General features: G+C 74.2%; 15 protein-coding genes. 10 read left to right on the plus strand and 5 right to left on the minus strand.

What is annotated here, in order from left to right:
* Window positions 1–62 precede the first annotated feature (62 nt).
* A complete protein-coding gene (locus ACFU74_RS28830) occupies window positions 63–977 on the plus strand; it encodes a phosphotransferase enzyme family protein (RefSeq protein ID WP_380761904.1) in 915 nt (304 codons plus the stop codon).
* Between the two features lie 91 nt (window positions 978–1,068).
* Window positions 1,069–1,959, plus strand: a complete 891-nt coding sequence (locus ACFU74_RS28835) for a DUF3592 domain-containing protein (protein ID WP_380761906.1) — start codon at window positions 1,069–1,071, stop codon at window positions 1,957–1,959.
* Here the strand turns inward: ACFU74_RS28835 and ACFU74_RS28840 are convergent.
* Entirely contained in the window at window positions 1,931–2,632 is a 702-nt protein-coding gene (locus ACFU74_RS28840) for an exonuclease domain-containing protein (protein ID WP_380761908.1), read from the minus strand. The genes ACFU74_RS28835 and ACFU74_RS28840 overlap by 29 nt on opposite strands.
* Window positions 2,633–2,869: 237 nt before the next feature.
* On the opposite strand from ACFU74_RS28840, the gene ACFU74_RS28845 reads away from it, so the two are divergent.
* From ACFU74_RS28845 to ACFU74_RS28855, 3 genes are read left to right on the plus strand one after another with little or no spacing between them, the layout of a single operon-like run.
* Entirely contained in the window at window positions 2,870–3,178 is a 309-nt protein-coding gene (locus tag ACFU74_RS28845; RefSeq protein WP_380761910.1) for a hypothetical protein, read from the plus strand.
* Complete coding sequence (locus ACFU74_RS28850; protein ID WP_380761912.1) at window positions 3,175–4,824, plus strand: alpha/beta hydrolase; 1,650 nt, start codon at window positions 3,175–3,177, stop codon at window positions 4,822–4,824. The genes ACFU74_RS28845 and ACFU74_RS28850 overlap by 4 nt, the downstream gene beginning before the upstream one ends.
* A 22-nt stretch (window positions 4,825–4,846) precedes the next feature.
* Window positions 4,847–5,401 (plus strand): hypothetical protein, encoded by a 555-nt coding sequence (locus ACFU74_RS28855; RefSeq protein ID WP_380761914.1) that lies wholly within the window; start codon window positions 4,847–4,849, stop codon window positions 5,399–5,401.
* A gap of 66 nt (window positions 5,402–5,467) precedes the next feature.
* On the opposite strand, the gene ACFU74_RS28860 is transcribed toward ACFU74_RS28855, so the two are convergent.
* On the minus strand, window positions 5,468–6,748 hold the full coding sequence (locus ACFU74_RS28860) for an SAV2148 family HEPN domain-containing protein (RefSeq protein WP_380761915.1): 1,281 nt from the start codon (window positions 6,746–6,748) through the stop codon (window positions 5,468–5,470).
* A gap of 489 nt (window positions 6,749–7,237) precedes the next feature.
* Here ACFU74_RS28860 and glgX point away from each other — a divergent pair, with 489 nt between their 5' ends.
* From glgX to treZ, 4 genes are all read left to right on the plus strand, one after another.
* Complete coding sequence (gene glgX / locus ACFU74_RS28865) at window positions 7,238–9,400, plus strand: glycogen debranching protein GlgX (RefSeq protein ID WP_380761917.1); 2,163 nt, start codon at window positions 7,238–7,240, stop codon at window positions 9,398–9,400.
* A 91-nt stretch (window positions 9,401–9,491) separates the two neighbouring features.
* The gene (locus tag ACFU74_RS28870) at window positions 9,492–10,238 is read left to right on the plus strand and encodes a hypothetical protein (RefSeq protein ID WP_380761919.1); all 747 of its coding nucleotides are present in this window, start codon (window positions 9,492–9,494) and stop codon (window positions 10,236–10,238) included.
* A gap of 118 nt (window positions 10,239–10,356) precedes the next feature.
* Window positions 10,357–12,888, plus strand: coding sequence for a malto-oligosyltrehalose synthase (gene treY / locus ACFU74_RS28875; RefSeq protein WP_380761921.1), 2,532 nt, complete (start codon window positions 10,357–10,359; stop codon window positions 12,886–12,888).
* Window positions 12,885–14,603 (plus strand): malto-oligosyltrehalose trehalohydrolase, encoded by a 1,719-nt coding sequence (treZ, locus tag ACFU74_RS28880; RefSeq protein WP_380761923.1) that lies wholly within the window; start codon window positions 12,885–12,887, stop codon window positions 14,601–14,603. Before treY ends, treZ begins: the two co-directional genes overlap by 4 nt.
* 7 nt (window positions 14,604–14,610) lie before the next feature.
* On the opposite strand, the gene ACFU74_RS28885 is transcribed toward treZ, so the two are convergent.
* Window positions 14,611–15,504 (minus strand): transketolase family protein, encoded by an 894-nt coding sequence (locus ACFU74_RS28885; RefSeq protein WP_380761925.1) that lies wholly within the window; start codon window positions 15,502–15,504, stop codon window positions 14,611–14,613.
* Window positions 15,505–15,526: 22 nt separating this feature from the next.
* Complete coding sequence (locus ACFU74_RS28890; protein WP_380761927.1) at window positions 15,527–16,231, minus strand: transketolase; 705 nt, start codon at window positions 16,229–16,231, stop codon at window positions 15,527–15,529.
* Between the two features lie 54 nt (window positions 16,232–16,285).
* Here ACFU74_RS28890 and soxR point away from each other — a divergent pair, with 54 nt between their 5' ends.
* Complete coding sequence (gene soxR / locus ACFU74_RS28895) at window positions 16,286–16,789, plus strand: redox-sensitive transcriptional activator SoxR (protein ID WP_380761929.1); 504 nt, start codon at window positions 16,286–16,288, stop codon at window positions 16,787–16,789.
* Window positions 16,790–17,011: 222 nt separating this feature from the next.
* On the opposite strand, the gene ACFU74_RS28900 is transcribed toward soxR, so the two are convergent.
* Entirely contained in the window at window positions 17,012–17,536 is a 525-nt protein-coding gene (locus ACFU74_RS28900) for a hypothetical protein (RefSeq protein ID WP_380761931.1), read from the minus strand.
* Window positions 17,537–17,624 lie beyond the last annotated feature (88 nt).

Here is a 17,624-nt window from a genome sequence, read left to right on the forward strand (position 1 = left end):
CCGCGTGACGCGGGGCCCGGCGCCCGTTTGCCAGAATGATCGCCCACCCTCACCCGGCTGTCATGCAAGAAACGGACACCCCCATGCTCCCCTTCGACGAGGAACGGGCCCGGCTGCTGCTCGCCCACGCCTGCGAGTCGGCCGGCCTGCCCGGCCCCGGCGACGCCCGGCTGATCGCCCTCGGCGAGAACGCCGTCTTCGACCTCGGCGACCCGGCCGTGGTCGCCAAGGTCGGCCGCGGCCCGGAACTGTACGAGCGCGCCCGCCGCGAACTCGCCGTCGCCGACTGGCTGGCCGGCCACGGCGTCCCCGTGGTCCGCCCGTACGACGCGGTGCCCGTCGAACCGCGGCTCGCCCACGGCCACCCCGTCACCTTCTGGCACCGGCTCGCCCCCGCCGAGCGGCCCGCCCGCCCGGTCGACCTCGCCCCGCTGCTGCACGCCCTGCACCGGCTGCCGGCCCCGCCGTTCGCGCTCGGGCGGCGCGACCTGCTGGCGCCCGTCGGGCGCTGGCTCGCCTCCGCCGAGGGCCACGTCGACCCGGCCGACGTCGACTTCCTGCGCGAGCGCCGGGACGCCTTCGCCGAGGAGGCGGCCGCACTGGTCCCGCACCTGCCGACCGGGGTGATCCACGGCGACGCGCTGCCGCGCAACGTGCACATCGGCCCGGACGGGCCCGTGCTGCTGGACCTGGAGTTCGTCGCCAACGACCTGCGCGAGCACGACCTGGTGGTGCTCGCACTCAGCCACGACCGGTACGGCGTGCCGGGCGAGGAGTACCGGGCGTTCACCGAGGCGTACGGCTGGGACGTGCGCGAGTGGCCCGGCTTCGCGGTGCTGCGCGGCGCGCGGGAGACGGCGAGCGCCTCCTGGGTCGCGCAGCAGGCGCCGGGCAACCCGGCGGCGCTCGCCGAGTTCCGGCGGCGGGTGGACTCGCTGCGGACGGGGGCCACCGAGGTGCGCTGGTACCCGTTCTGACCGGGCCTGACGGCCGCGCGGGGCGACGCCCCGGCTTCCCCGGCTTCCCCGCCGACCGCGCGGTCGCCTGCCCGGCCTAGAATCCGGGCCCATGGCCACCGATCACCCCACCATCGCCGGACCGCGCCTGAGCGGCGGTCGGATCGTCGGGCTCGTCCTGATCTCCGTGTTCACCGCGCTGGCCGGTCAGCTCACCGCCACCGGCTTCGTCCGCGCGTACGGCACCGACGCCTGCGGCCCCGAGCAGCAGTGCAACGGCTTCGGCACCGCCGGGTACCTGGCCGGCGGGATCCTGCTCTGGCTGCTGTGCCTGGTGGCCACCGCCACCACCGCGCACGGGGACGCCCCCACCACCGAGCCCTCGGCCACCTCCGACCGGGGCGTCCTGCTGGGCTGCCTCGCCCTCGGCCTGGCCGGCGCGGCCCTCGCCAACGGCTCCTTCCACCCCTGGACGCTGGTCCCCGTCCTGCCGCTCGCCCTGCTCACGGTCGTCCTCGACCGGCACGGCGCCCGCCGCTGGCGCACCTTCCGGCTGGAGGCGCGGCGCCGGGCCGAACAGCAGGGCCGCCTGGAGCAGTACGGCATCACCGTCCCGGGCCGGGTCGCCGACCTCGCCGCCACCGGCGACGTCGTCGCCGGAGACCTCCCCGAACTCCGCGTCACCGTCGAGTTCACCACCGTCGACGGCACCCGCCGCACGGCCACGGTCACCGACGCCTTCCCGGCCCACGGGACCCCGCACCGGGGCGGCCCCGCCGAGGTCCGCTACGACCCCGCCGACCCGGAGAACACCCGCGTCTCCCTCACCGCCGCGGACCTCGGACCCGCGGCCCCCGCCCCGGCCGCGCTGGAGGTGGTCGCCGCTCTGGAACGCCTCACCGCGCTCCACCGCGACGGCGCCCTCGACACCGCCGAGTTCACCGCCGCCAAGGCCCGCCTGCTGGGACCCGGACTCAGCGCAGGGGCCAACGGGGGTCTATGACGGCCTCCGGGTCCTTGCCGCGGCGCAGCCAGGCCTGGAGGTCCTCGGCCCAGGCCCGGTGCCAGTCGATCTGCCGGGCGTGGAGTTCGGCGGTCGGAACGCCGCCGACCTGGGCGGGGTAGCGCTCGGCGAGGGCGACGGCGACCCGGACGGCGGCGAGGGCGTCGCTGCCGGCCTCGTGGGCGTCGGTCAGCTCGACCCCGTACACCTCGCAGACCCGCTGGAGGGTGCGGGAGCCCTTGCGGTACTTGTCCACGGCCCGGTCGATGACCAGCGCGTCGAGCACGGGCGCGACCGGCCCGCCGAGGCGCTCGGCGAGGACCGGCAGGCCGTGCCGGCGCAGCTCGGCGTCGAGCATCGACAGGTCGAACGGCGCGTTGAACGCCACCACCGGCCGCCCGTCGGCGAGCCGCTCGCACAGCGCCGCGGCTATCTCGTCCACCGCCTCCTTGGCCGGCCGCCCCTTGGCCCTGGCCAGGTCGTCACCGATCCCGTGGATCGCCGCCGCCTCGGCGGGGATCGGCACCCCCGGGTCGATCAGCCAGCCGGTGGCACCCAGCCGGCGGGCCCCGACGGTGTCCACGAGGGCGGCCGTGACGATGCGGTCCACGGCCGGGTCGGTGCCCGTGGTCTCCAGGTCGAAGCCGACCAGTGGCTGCTGCCACCAGCTCATAGGGTGTGTCCTTCCGTCCTCTGGGTCGAAGCAGCCCCTATCATCACCCGCCCCTCCGACAATCCGGCCGGTGGGGGCTCGACACCTACGCAACAGAGCCCCCACAGAACCATCCGATGGTCGTACTCGTCGTATGGATTCAGTATTCTCACGACTACACAGCGCATGTGCCGGAGGGCCTTCGCCAGGGGGGCGGCCCACGTCGGGCGCATGACTCGACTCAGGGGGAGACACACCTTGGCCGATGTCGCCATCAATCCGGGCGAACTGACTGCCTCCGCGAATGTCGCGGGCGCCCTTGCCCAGGAGTTCGCGAGTCCGGTCCAGACCGCACTGACCGTAACCACCACGGCGTCCGGGCAACTCGCAGGCTGGTCGATCGCGGGCGGCCTCCGACAGCTCGGGAACGGCTGGACGGCCCCGCTCGGTGCGCTCCGCCAGCGCCTGACGGACACCGCCGCAAACCTCCACGCCAACGCCGCCTCGCACTCGAACAACGAGCAGGCCGTCGCCGGGGCCTGGAATCAGGCCCAGGGGGCGAAATGAGCAGCACGTACGAGTTGCTGATGAAGTTCGATCCGCAGTGGCTGCGCGAGACGGCGAAGGGATGGAAGGCCCTCGCCCGAGCCTCGGAGGGCACGGGCAACCGCCATCGCAATCAAGTCAACGGCCCGCTGCACGCGCACTGGAAGGGCTCCGATGCAGACGCGGCAGTCCCGTTCATGGCCCGCACCGAACAGCAGTTGGACGTCGTCCGCATCGAGGCGGAGTCGGTCGCTCTCACCTTGAACACGGTCGCCGACCGGATGTACCAGGCACAAACGAACCTGACGAACGCCGTGCACCGTGCCCAGGACTCCGGTCTGGCGGTGTCGGTGGACGGCGTGGTGGCTCTGCCACCCGAGGAACCCGGTGACCGCAACGATCCGGACGCCCAGACCGCGCGCCGTACCCTGATGGGCCTCAGGGGCGAGATACAGACGCGAATCGACACCGCGCTGAAGGACGCGCAGCGGGCGAGCGACCAGGGCAATACGGCCTTGGGCCGGCTCGGCGCCGACATCCTCACCACCCAGCGGGCGAGCGGCGCCTTGGCGGAAACCCGTACCGATGCGGCGGACGTCATGAAGGACCTCGGCCTGTCCGACCCGTACATCCCTGACGGCAAGGCCCCGAAACAGAACGCCGAGTGGTGGACGGGCCTGTCCCCCGATCAGCAGGCGAGCTACCTCGCGCTGAACGCGGCGCAGATCGGAGGCATGGACGGCCTGCCGGCCACCGCCCGGGACGAGGCGAACCGCCTCGTCCTGGACCAGAAACTCGATGCCCTGCAGGCCGGCACCCCTGCCGCCTTCGGTCTCTCCCAGTCCGACTACGACAAGCGCAAGGCGGCACTCCAGACCATCAAGGACAAGCTGGCGGATTCCGCCAACGCCCAGGACGAGCAGCACCAGATGTTCCTCCTCGGCATCGAGCCCGAGAGGTACGGTGGCGACGGCCGGGCGATCGTCGCCACCGGCAACCCGGACAAGGCGACGCACACCGCTGTGTTTGTGCCGGGGACTGACACCGAACTCGCCGGCGTCCCGGGGCAGATCGACCGAATCCGGCAACTTCAGGGCTACGCGGCGAGATCCGCGGGCGCCGGCGAGACGGTGTCGGTGATCTCCTACCTCGGCTACGACCCGCCTGAAAGCATTCCCGAGGCGGCGAACCCCCGCCGAGGTATCGACGGTGCCGAGGACATGCGGCGATTCTCCGACGGACTCCGGGTCGCGCACGGCGAACCCAAGAGCCATGTGACCTACATCGCCCATAGCTACGGCAGCTACGCCGTCGGTGTCGCGGCCAGGGGTGGGGACGGACTTCACGCCGACGACATCGTCACTCTGGGCAGCCCCGGCATGGGCGTCGACCATGCGAAACAGCTGCAGATCGACCCCAGCCACGTATGGATCTCGGAAGCCGAGGACGACACCACCCGCTTCGCCGGTGGACTGACGCTGGGTCCCGGTCCACACACCATCGGATTCGGTGGCAACAATCTCCAGACCGATACGTCAGGTCACGGCGGGTACTGGGACGACGGGTCTCAGAGCGTCTGGAACCAGGGAAAGATCATCGCCGGAAAGCCACCGGAAGTGGAGCCCAAGGAGATCAACATCGGTGGGTTCATCCCGATCTGGCACTGACCCGTTCCCGGAGGGAACACCCATGACCCATCCGTCCACCCGCCGGTCCGACGGCGGCATCCGGTTGAGGCGCATCGTGGCGATCGCGCTGATGGCCGTGACCCTTGGAGCGTGCATGTCCAGCCCCGGTACCGGGAAGAACGATCCGCTGCCCGTGAAGTCCCGTCAAGAGGCCTTGGACTGGGCGCGTCAGCTCATGGCGCATGTGGCGCAGTCGGCCGGCATTGGGATCAACAGCGAGCCGGAGCAGGTTCTCTTCAATCCGTGTGTCGGAAGAAACGGGGAGTCGGCGCCCGACGACCGCTACACCCTCCTCTACAGCGTTCACAGTGACGTCCCTGGAACGGCGCGGCACAACGAGGTCGTTCGCAGCGCCCGGGACCTGCTGACCAAGGAGGGTCTGCGGATCAGCTCGTACCGGGAGGCGACGGACGCCGAGCCGTTCGCGGCACTCGGCGCCCGCCACCCCGAGAGCAGGTACTTCGCCACCGTCGACAGCACCGGTGACACGCGCATGGCCCTGGGTGTCACCACCCCGTGCCTGATGCCTCCGTCCGCCTCGCCGTCCGCCGGCTAGGACGTAGCCGGCGGTCGGCGCCGGACGGCGAGGCCGCCCCGTCTCCTGCACCTCCCCCGGGAGAGGTCAGGAGACGGGGCGGGAGTCGGCCCAGACGCCCTCGAACTCCTCGCGGTAGACCTCCAGGAGGCCGGCGTCCGTGCCGCCCGGCTGCTGGCCGGCGCCGCCGCGCAGGACCAGGGCGGGGGACTCCATGCCGCGGGCGCGGCGGAGGTAGGGCTGGACGACGCCGAGGTCGCGGGTCTGGCGGCGGCCGCCGGGGGCCGGGGCGGCGGACGGCACGCCCTCGACCAGGTAGGCGGTGAAGCGCGGGGTCTCGTCGAACACCCGGATCTCGAAGCCGCCCTGGTCGCGCAGCGCGGCGCGGACCCGGCGCACGTGCAGGATGTTCATCTGGATCGAGCGGCCCAGTTCGCCGCGGCCGAGGCCGAGTTCGCGCTCGCGGCGGCGGACGGCGCTGCTCGCGGGGTTGAGGAAGAGCAGCCGGACCCGGCAGCCGTCGGTGGCGAGCCGGACGAGGCGCTTGCCGGTGTAGTTCTGGCAGAGCATGCCGAGGCCGATGCCGAGCGCGTCCAGCCGCCGGGCGCCGTCGAGGAGGTCCTCGACCGGCAGGTCGCGCTGGAGGCGGACCCGGTCGGGGTGGACGGCGACGACGTCCGCGTAGCGGCCGGCGACCAGTGACTCGACGACGTCGGCGGGCACGGCGCCGGCGCCGCCGTCGAACAGGGCGAGCAGCCGGGCGGCGGCTCGTTCGGTCTGGGCGAGGACGGTCGCGGTGAGGACCCGGTTGCGGGAGACGACGTGCCGGGCGACCTCCAGCTCGTCGAGGGCCAGCTCGATCTCCCGGCGGTCCGCCAGGTACGGCTCGAAGCAGGGCCAGTGCTGGACCATCAGCTCGCGAAGCTGCGGCAGGGTTAGGAAGACCAGCGGGTCGTCGTCGGCCGGGTCGAGCAGGTAGCCCTTGCGCCGGCTGACCTCGCGCACGGCGCCGGCCCGGTGCGCCCACTCCTCGCCGGCCGGGCCGGCCGCGGCGGTGACCCAGTCCTCGCCGTGGGCGGGCGCGTAGATCGGGTGCAGCACCTCGTCGACGAGCGAGCGCAGCCGCTGTTCGACCAGGTTGAGCCAGACGTAGGCGCGCCCGGAGAGGCGGACCCGCTGGTAGGCGTCCTCCCACTCGGCGCCGGACCAGGCGAGCGCGGGGACGTCGACCGGTCCGCCCTGGGCCGGGACGAGCGATCGCCCGCCGGTCAGGGCGGGCCGCATGACCACCGTCGGTGCCTCGCTGCGGGCGCCGCCCCGGTCGGGGCCGCCGGGCCCACCGCCACGGCCGCCGGCGGGGAACACCATGCGCCACCTCACCTGGTTCCTGCTGGGAGCCGCCCGCGGCCGCTCGGAGCTGTCTGCCTGCCGTCCGGCCGCACGGCGCGCCGCCGGCACACCGGCGGTTCGCCGCCGGTTCGCCTGATGGACCGCCACGGGCCCCGGACGGCCGGACGATCAAGGGTACTGCCCGCCGCGAACCGCCCGCAGCCGGTTGGACCACGGCGCCGGCCCGCACCGGCCGGGCCCCGGCGGTCCGCCCCGACCGTCCCACCCGCCCCGCGCGGCACGGAAGACCCGGGACGGCGGCGTGACGCCCCCGGGACGCCGTGGGGACACCCGTTCGGGCGAACACGGTGCGTATGGCCCCGCCACCGGGGAAGGCGTCGGGGAGTATGCGGACTGTGCCGCGCCCGTGTGCCGTACGTCACAGCACCCGGCCGGCACGCCCGCGGTCCGGCCCGGATCATCGGACTGGCCGTCAGTTCTCGTTCAGCTCAAGGGAGTCGAGGAACCATGCAGGTCTGGCCAGGGACCCCCTACCCGCTCGGTGCCACCTTCGACGGGGCCGGCACCAACTTCGCGGTGTTCTCGGAGAGCGCCGACCGGATCGAGCTCTGCCTGCTCGACGAGGACGGCTCGGAGACGGCCGTCGAGCTGCGCGAGACCGACGCCTTCGTCCGGCACGCCTACCTCCCCGGCGTCCAGCCGGGCCAGCGCTACGGCTTCCGCGTCCACGGCCCGTACAACCCGGGCCTCGGCCAGCGGCACAACAGCGCCAAACTGCTGCTGGACCCGTACGCCAAGGCGATGAGCGGCCACATCGACTGGGACGAGTCCGTCTACGGCTACCACTTCGGCGCCCCCGAGCGCCGCAACGACCTCGACTCCGCCCCGCACACCATGCACTCGGTGGTGATCAACCCGTACTTCGACTGGGGCACCGACCGCCCGCCGCGCACCGACTACCACCGCACGGTGCTCTACGAGGCCCATGTGAAGGGCCTGACCAAGCTGCACCCGGGCATCCCCGAGGAGATCCGCGGCACCTACGCGGGCGTCGCCCACCCCGCCGTCATCGAGCACCTCGCCAAGCTCGGGGTCACCGCGATCGAGCTGATGCCGGTGCACCAGTTCGTCCGCGACCACCGGCTGCGGGACCTCGGCCTGGCCAACTACTGGGGCTACAACACCGTCGGCTTCTTCGCCCCGCACTCCTCCTACTCCTCCACCGGCGACCGCGGCCAGCAGGTGCAGGAGTTCAAGTCGATGGTGAAGGCGCTGCACGCGGCCGGCATCGAGGTCATCCTCGACGTCGTCTACAACCACACCGCCGAGGGCAACCACCTGGGTCCCACGCTCTCGCTGCGCGGCCTGGACAACGTGTCGTACTACCGGCTGGCCCGCGACCAGCGGTTCTACGAGGACACCACCGGCACCGGCAACAGCCTGCTGATGCGCAGCCCGCACGTGCTCCAGCTGATCATGGACTCGCTGCGCTACTGGGTCACCGAGATGCACGTGGACGGCTTCCGCTTCGACCTCGCCGCCACCCTCGCCCGGCAGTTCCACGAGGTGGACCGGCTCTCCTCGTTCTTCGACCTCGTCCAGCAGGACCCGGTGGTCTCCCAGGCCAAGCTGATCGCCGAGCCCTGGGACCTCGGCGAGGGGGGCTACCAGGTCGGCAACTTCCCGCCGCTGTGGACGGAGTGGAACGGCATGTACCGCGACACCGTCCGCGACCTGTGGCGCGGCGAGAACGCCACCCTCGCCGAGTTCGGCTCCCGGCTCACCGGCTCCTCCGACCTCTACCAGGACGACGGCCGCCGCCCGATCGCCTCGATCAACTTCGTCACCTGCCACGACGGCTTCACCCTGCGCGACCTGGTCTCCTACAACGAGAAGCACAACGAGGCCAACGGCGAGGGCAGCCGGGACGGCGAGTCCTTCAACCGCTCCTGGAACTGCGGCGCCGAGGGCCCCACCGACGACCCGGCCGTCGAGGAGCTGCGGGCCCGCCAGCAGCGCAATTTCCTCGCCACCCTGATGCTCTCGCAGGGCGTGCCGATGCTCTCCCACGGCGACGAGTTCGGCCGCACCCAGCAGGGCAACAACAACGCCTACTGCCAGGACAACGAGCTCACCTGGGTGCACTGGCCGGACGGCGACGGGCCGGACGGCGACGGAGCGCGGACCCGGCTGCTGGAGTTCACCCAGGGGATGGTCTGGCTGCGCCGCGACCACCCGGTGTTCCGGCGCCGCCGCTTCTTCCACGGCCGCCCCGTCCCGGGCCGGCCCGCCGGGGAGGGCGGGGCCGGCGGCGAGTACGAGGACCTCACCGACATCGCCTGGTTCACCCCCGCCGGGGAGGAGATGACCAAGCGCAACTGGGGCGCCAGCTACGCGAAGTCGCTCACCGTGTTCCTGAACGGCTACGCCATCTCGGAGCCGGACCGGCGCGGCGGGCGGATCGTCGACGACTCCTTCCTGCTGATGTTCAACGCGCACTTCGAGCCGCTGGAGTTCACCGTGCCGGCCGGGCACGGGCAGGAGTGGCAGGTGGTGGTGGACACCGCCCGGCCGCAGCCGCCCGCGCCCGGCTCCGGGGCCCGGGTCAAGGCCGGGGACACCCTCTGGCTCACCGACCGCTCGCTGATGGTGCTGCAACGGCCCGCGTGAGATTCCCCCCGCGGCCCTTGCGCACCGGCCGTCGCGCGGGTCACGGTGGTCCCCGGAAGAACCGGGACCGGGGACCGAGGGGGCGGCCGGCATGGCGGGCGATCGTCCGAGCGCGACGGAGTTCCTCCTGGGGACGCTGCTCGCCGTCCCCGGCCGGATCGCGGACGCCACGGTCCGGCGCCCGCCCCCGTACCGGCGGCTGCTGGCGCGCACCCGCACCCCGGAGGCGCAGGCCGCCCGGGCCGCCGAGCACGCCGTGGTCGGGGGCCTGATCGAGCGGCTCGGCGCGGTCGACGGGGTGACCCACCTGGTGACCCAGGTGGACGACCGGCGGCTCGCTCCGGGGCTCGGGCTCGACCCCGCCCGCCGCCTGGAGCTGGTCTGCCAGCTCGCCGCGACCGCCTACTTCGCCGCCGGACCGGACGTCCCGGAGCTGCTGCGCCGGATCGAGGCGGTCGGCGTCGCCGACTGGGGCGGCGGCCTGTTCCACGACCCCCGCAAGCCGCACCCGCCCGGCTCGGTCGCCGACGCGCTGGCGTACTACCGGCACGGCGGCCGCCACCCGGACGGCTCCCCGAGGGACAGCCCCCGGCTGTACGCGTCGGGAGCGACCCTGCTCTGGGACGAGCCGGGCGGGCGGCCGCTCCCCGAGCCGACCCCGACGATGTTCAACAGCACGTTCTCCCAGTACGCGGACGACCCGGGCGCCGCCGCCCTGGTCGCGGCCGCCCGCGCCGAGCACGGCCTGATCCTGCGCCTGAGCACCTCCGGGGCCGGCGGTCCGCAGCGTCCGGGCTACTTCACGGTGCCGCGCGGCCGACGGCGCCGGGGCCGCTGAGCCGGCGGTGCCGGGGCCACTGAGCCGGGGCCGCCGGGCGGCCCACGACACCTCCCGCTCACCTGTTCGGGCCAGCAACGGGTCTTGCCCCCGCGCGCCGCCGGGTAGGCATGGAGGCATGACCCACGCCGCCGAGCCCGCGCAGCCACGCCCGGCCGCCTCCGTCCCGTCGTTCGACCCCGCCCGCCGCCCGGCCACCGCCCGGGCCGTCCTCCCGGCCTCCGTGCCCTCCGCCTCCTACCGGCTCCAGCTCCAGCCCGGCTTCACCCTGCGCGACGCCACCGCCGCCGTCCCCTACCTGGCCGCCCTCGGCGTCTCCCACCTGCACCTGTCCCCGCTGCTCGAACCCGTGCCCGGCTCCGCCCACGGCTACGACACCGTCGACCACGGCCGGATCGCCGAGCAGCTCGGCGGCGAGCCGGCGCTGCGCGCGCTGGCCGCCGAGGCGCACCGGCACGGCCTGCGGCTGATCGCCGACGTGGTGCCCAACCACATGGCCGTGCCCGCGCCCGAGCACCTCAACCGGCCGCTCTGGCAGGTGCTGCGCGACGGCCCCGACTCGCCGTACGCCCGCTGGTTCGACATCGACTGGCAGGCCCTGCCCGGCCCGCCGGACGCCCCCGGACGCGGGCGGGTGCTGCTGCCGCTGCTCGGCGACCGGCTCGGCGCCGTCCTCGACCAGCTCGCCGTCGACGGCGACACGCTGCGCTACCACGACCACGTCCTGCCGCTGCGCCCCGGCACCGGGCACCTCCCGCTGCCCGAACTGCTCGCCCGGCAGTGGTACCGCCTCGCGTGGTGGCGGCTGGCCCGCACCGAGCTGAACTACCGGCGGTTCTTCACCGTCAACGAGCTGATCGCGGTCCGGGTCGAGGACCCGGAGGTGTTCGAGGCCACCCATGGCCTCCTGCTGCGGCTGCACCGCGAGGGCGTGCTGGACGGCTTCCGGATCGACCACCCCGACGGGCTCGCCGACCCGCGCGGCTACCTGGAGCGGCTCGCCGGGGCCACCGGCGGGACGTACACGGTCGTCGAGAAGATCCTCACCGGCGAGGAGCGGCTGCCCGCCGACTGGCCGTGCTTCGGCACCACCGGGTACGACGCGCTGCGCCGGATCGACGGGGTGCTCACCGACCACGCGGGCGCCTGCCGGCTGGCCGGGGCGTACGAGGCGTTCCTCACCGGCGCTCCCCCGGGCGGCGAACCCTGCGCCGACCCGCACCCGGCGCAGGCCGCCGCCCGGCGCGGGCGGGCCGACATGACCGCGCCCGAGGGCGAGCTGGCCGCCGAGGTGGAGCGGCTGGTCCGGCTCGCCGTCCGGCTCGGCGCCGCCGACCCCGCGCACGCCGACCACCCGCCGTGGCGGCTGCGCGCCGCGCTGCGCCGCCAGCTCACCGGCTACCCCGCGTACCGGCCCTACCCCCGCCCCGGGGAGCCGCTGCCGGAGGTCTCCGCCGCGCAGTTGCGCGCGGCGCTCGCCGCCGACGACGCACCCGCCGACGCCACCGACCGGTTCGTCGCCGCCCTCGCGGCGGGCGGGCTCGGGCGCGGGCCCGAGCAGGACGAGTTCGCCGTCCGCTTCGCCCAGACCGCCGCCGCGGTCGCCGCCAAGGGCGTCGAGGACACCGCGTTCTACCGCTGGAACGCGCTGCTGAGCCTGAACGAGGTCGGCGGCGAGCCCGCCCGGCCCGGGCTGCGGCCCGAGGACTTCCACGCCTGGTGCCACTACATCGAGCGGCACTGGCCGCACACCATGACGGCGCTCTCCACCCACGACACCAAGCGCAGCGCCGACGCCCGCGCCCGGCTCGCCGTCCTGGCCGAGCAGCCCGGGACCTGGGCCGCCGAGGCCGCCGCCTGGTCCACCGCGGCCGGGCCCGGCCCGGGGCCCGCCGCCCGCTTCGACCCCGACAGCGACTGGCTGCTCTGGCAGACCCTCGTCGCCGCCTGGCCGGCCACCCCCGAACGGCTGGTCGCCGCCGTGCTCAAGGCCGCCCGGGAGGCCAAGGTCCACACCTCCTGGACGAGGCAGGACGTCCGCTTCGAACGCGCCCTCGCCGACCGCGTCCACGCCGTCTTCGGCAACCCCGGGCTGCTCCCCCGGATCGAGGGGTACGTCGCCGCGCTCGCCCCGTACGCGCGCTCCAACACGCTGGCCGCCGCGCTGCTGCACCTCACCGTGCCCGGCGTGCCGGACCTCTACCAGGGCAGCGAGGAACCGCTGTACACCCTGGTCGACCCGGACAACCGGCGCGCCGTCGACCTCGGGGCGCTGGCCGTGCGGCTCACCGACTCGGCGGCGGCCCGCCCGGGCGACCTCGCCCGCGAGAAGCTGCACCTCACCACGACCGCCCTGCACCTGCGCCGCGCCCATCCGCTGGGCGCCCACCGGCCGCTCACCGCCGTCGGCCCGGCCGCCGACCACCTGCTCGCCTTCGGGCGCGGCCCGGAGGTGCTCACCGTCGCCACCCGCCTGCCGTACGGGCTCGCCCGCGACGGCGGCTGGCGCGGCACCGAACTGCACCTGCCCGACGGGGGCGAGTGGACCGATTCCCTGACTTTGCGTCAATTCACTGACGGTCCCGTTCTGTTGAAGGACCTCCTGGCCGACCTGCCGGTGGCGCTGCTGACCAGAAGGGGTTCGGCATGAGGTACGAGGTCTGGGCGCCGTACGCCGCCGAGCGGGTCGAGGTGGCCGTCGACGGCGCCCGCCACCCGCTGGACCGGGACGGGACCCGCGCCGGGTGGTGGCACGGCGAGGCACCCGCCGGGGACTACGCGTTCACGCTGGACGGCGGCCGGCCGCTGCCCGACCCCCGCTCGCCCCGGCAGCCGCACGGGCCCGACGGTCCCAGCCGCGCCGTCGACCACGCCGCGTTCAACTGGTCGCACAGCGGCTGGCGCGGCCGCCCGCTCGCCGGCGCCGTGCTGTACGAGCTGCACATCGGCACCTTCACCGCCGCCGGCACCTTCGACGCGGCGGCCGAACGCCTGGACCACCTGGTCGAGCTGGGCGTCGACTTCGTCGAGCTGATGCCGGTCTGCCCGTTCCCCGGCAAGCACGGCTGGGGGTACGACGGCGTGTCGCTCTGGGCCGTGCACGAGCCCTACGGCGGGCCGGAGGGCCTCAAGCGCTTCATCGACGCCGCGCACCGCAAGGGCCTCGGCGTCGTCCTCGACGTGGTGCACAACCACCTCGGCCCGGCCGGCAACCACCTGCCGCAGTTCGGCCCGTACTTCACCGACCGCCACCACACCCCGTGGGGCTCGGCCGTCAACCTGGACGCGCCGGGCTCCGACGAGGTGCGCGCCTACCTGATCGGCAGCGCGCTCGCCTGGCTGCGCGACTACCGGATCGACGGCCTGCGGCTGGACGCCGTGCACGCCCTCGCCGACGACCGAGCCGTGCACTTCCTGGAGGAACTCGCTCACGAGGTCGACCGGTTGGCGGTGGCCGCCAACCGCCCGCTGTTCCTGGTCGCCGAGTCCGACCTCAACGACCCGCGCACCACCACCCCGCGCGAGGCCGGCGGGCAGGGGATCGCCGCGCAGTGGAGCGACGACTTCCACCACGCCCTGCACTGCGCCCTCACCGGCGAATCCCAGGGCTACTACGCCGACTTCGCCGCCGCCCCGCTCGCCGCCGTCGCCAAGGCCCTGACCCGGGGCTACTTCCACGACGGCACCTGGTCCTCGTTCCGCGGCCGCCACCACGGCCGGCCGTTCCCGCCGGCGCACGGCGAGCGCCTGCTCGGCTACCTCCAGACCCACGACCAGATCGGCAACCGGGCGCTCGGCGACCGGATCTCCACCAGCCTCCCCCCCGGCCGGCTGGCCTGCGGCGCCGCGCTGGTGCTCACCTCGCCGTTCACCCCGATGCTGTTCATGGGCGAGGAGTGGGGCGCGGCCACGCCCTGGCAGTACTTCACCGACCACACCGACCCCAACCTCGCCGAGGCCGTCCGCCGGGGCCGGCGGCGGGAGTTCACCGAGCACGGCTGGTCGGCGGACGCGGTGCCGGACCCGCAGGAGCCGGCCACCGTGCTGCGCTCCGTCCTCGACTGGACCGAGCCGCGGCGCGCCCCGCACGCCGGACTGCTCGACTGGTACCGGGAGTTGATCCGGCTGCGGAGGACCTGCCCGGAGCTCTCGGACCCCTGCCTGGCGGCGGTGCGGGTCGACACCGACGAGGCAGCCGGGTGGCTGGTGGTGCACCGCGGGCGCTACCGGGTGGCGGTCAACCTCGGCACGGGGGCCGCGGTGCTGCCGCCGGCCGGGGAGGTGGTGGCGGCCTTCGGGGGGCACGGGGCCGCCGAAGGCGGGTTCACCCTGGAACCCGACTCCGTTGCGATTCTTCGTACTTGACCGGCCGCTACCAGACGAAGTCGCCGATCCGGTCGCGCAGCCCGTGGGCGTCCAGGCCGTAGGCGGCCAGGTGCTCCGGGACCGACCCGTACTGCCGGTGCTCGTCGCGCGGCACCCCGAGGGCCAGCAGCCGGTGCGGGCGGTCGGCGAGCGCCCGGTGCGCCTCGTTGGCGGAGGTTCCGGCCAGGTACGGCTCGACCAGCACCACGTCCGTGCTCCGTTCGGTGGCGGCCCGCAGCGCGGCCTCGTCGAAGGGGCGGACGGTGGCCGCGTACAGCACGGTGACGTCCAGGTTCTCGGTGGCGGCGAGCACGGCGTCCAGCATCGGGCCGACCGCGACCACGGTGCCCCGGGTGCCGCGGCGGACGACGGTGAACCGGCCCGGCTCGATGGCGGTGGCGTGCCCGTTGCCGTGGTCGGAGAGCCGGACGTACACCTTGCGGTCGCCGTCGGCCACCGCGTGGCGCAGCAGTTGCTCCGCCTCGTCGGCGTGGCCGGGCACGTGCACCGTCCAGTCGGGCAGCGTGTCCAGCAGCGCGACGTCGCCCGGCGCCATGTGGGTGCGGCCGCCGGCCGGCCAGTCGTAGGAGCCGGCCGCGCTCACCAGGACGGCGCCGACGCCCTGGTGGCCGAGGTCCAGTTTCACCTGCTCGAAGGGGCGCTCGACGAGGAAGCTGGCGAAGGTGTGGGCGATCGGGCGCAGCCCGGTGAAGGCCAGTCCGGCGGCGGTGCCGATCAGCAGCTGCTCGCGGATGCCGACGTTGATCACCCGGTCCGGGTGCCTCCCGGCGGCCGGGTCGAAGCCCGCGGCGCTGATGTCGGCCAGGACGACGGCGAGGCGCGGGTCCTCGTCCAGCAGGCGGGAGGTGGTCTCGATGAAGCGCTCGCGCATGGTGTCCACGGTTCTGGGTCCTCTCTTCGGGTCAGGAGTTCTTCGGCTCGACGCGGGCCACCACGACCCGCGGCCGGCCCGGGTGTTCGGCGGTGTACGCCGCGTACAGCGCTTCGTGGTCGCGGCCGTCCACCGTCTCCACCGACCAGCCCTCGGTGGCGAAGCGCGCGGCGATGCCGCCCCGCCAGCCGTGGGTGGCGGAGGAGTTGTCGATCACCAGGGCGTGCAGCCGGTCCAGTCCGGCGGCGCCGGCGAAGGCCACCGCCTCGTGGTTGGAGCCCTCGTCGAACTCGGCGTCCCCGATCAGCACCCAGACCGCCGGACGGGTGAGCCCCTGGGCGCGCAGGCCGAGCGCGGTGCCGACCGCGATCGGCAGGCCGTGGCCGAGCGAGCCGGAGCTGATCTCCACGCCGGGGATCAGCAGCCGGTCCGGGTGGTGGCCGAGCGGCGAGTCGTAGGCGCCGAAGCTCGGCAGCACCGCCGGGTCGATGAAGCCCTTGGCGGCGAGGACGGCGTAGTAGGCCATCGGGCCGTGGCCCTTGGAGAGCAGGAAGCGGTCCCGGTCCTGCTCGTCCACGGTCTCCGGGGCCACCCGCAGGACGCGGTCGTACAGCACCCACAGCGCGTCGAGGGTGGAGGTGGCGGCCGGACCGTGCTTCTCGTCGCCGGTCATCAGGGCCATCAGGCCCGGCAGCTCGGCGAAGCCGAGGAGGGGGGCGGGGGTGCGGTTCGTCATGCCCACGATGCTGCTACTTGAAGTCGGCTTCAAGTCAAGCGCTACAGTGGCTCCATGAGCGCCCACGGTCCCAGCAGGCACGACCTCCTCACCATCGGCCAGCTCTCCGACCGCAGCGGCCTCGCTGCCTCGGCGCTGCGGTACTACGAGAAGCTGGGGCTGATCCACGCCACCCGCACCACCGGCAACCAGCGCCGCTACACCCGCGGCATGCTGCGCCGGATCGCCTTCGTCCGGGCCGCCCAGCGGGTCGGCCTGTCGCTGGACGAGGCCAAGGTCGCCCTGGACCGCCTCCCCGAGCACCGGGCGCCCAGCGGCGCGGAGTGGGACGGCGTGGCGCAGTCCTGGCAGAGCCGGATCGACGAGCAGATCGCCGAACTGGAGCGGCTGAAGGCCAAGCTCACCGGCTGCATCGGCTGCGGCTGCCTCTCCCTCACCCGCTGCGGCCTCTACAACGCCGGCGACCGCGCCGGCGCCGCCGGCCCGGGCGCCCGCTACCTCCTCACCCGTGACCCCGCCACCGGCCCGGAGCCGACGGGCGACGGCTTCACGGAGTGACCGGTCCCGTGGACGCGATCTCCACGTCACGGTGACGGAGGCCGAGGAAGCCGTCCTCCGGGCGCACCTGGCCGCCGCCGGGCGCCGGTGGACGCACCGCGTCGGCGCACGGGGGGCATCCGCCGCAGGCGCAGCTGAAGACCCCCGGCACTCCTTCCTCGCCGCCGTCCGCAACAGCGGAATCCCCGCCCGGGCTCAACGCCGGAACGGCCACGCGTGTGCTCAGTGCCCGGCAACCAGCTTGACCAGGACGACCACCAGGCCGACCGCGAGGTCCAGCAGACCCGCGACCACCGCGGCGCTCCAGCCTCCGCCCATCCGCAGGCCGGCGACACAGCCCCAGACGAACAGCGACGCTGCGCTCAGCCAGGCGGAGCCGTAGAGCGCGGTGGTCAGCTCCATGGCTCCCAGGGCGGAGAGCCCGATCAGCAGCAGCGGGCCGACGGCCGCGGCGAGCAGCGGGCTGCTGACGTAGAACAACCGCCGCAGTTCGGCCCCGCGTGCGGAGGCCTTGAAGACCACTCTGTGGGCCTGCTGATCGGCGACGACCGTCGCGAGCCACAGCCCCAGCGCGGACGCGGCGACGGCGACCGCTGCCGACGCGCCGGACTGGTGCTCGGCCTGGGCGAGTCCCAGGGCCACCGCCATCACGGTCAACGTGGCGTAGACGCGTTCCTTGAGGCGCTCGGCGGCCACCATCGGGGACACCGCCCCGCGAGTCGACTCGCCCCCACTCTCATCGGCCATGGGGTCGACCGTACGGCCGGCAGCGCCGGCGGCCGGGCAGGCGCCACCGGCGGCCGGGCCTGACTCACTCGTGGCCGCCGCCCCGGGC

The organism is Kitasatospora sp. NPDC057500 (assembly GCF_042802195.1).
In the GTDB taxonomy this organism is placed as follows: Bacteria; Actinomycetota; Actinomycetes; order Streptomycetales; family Streptomycetaceae; genus Kitasatospora.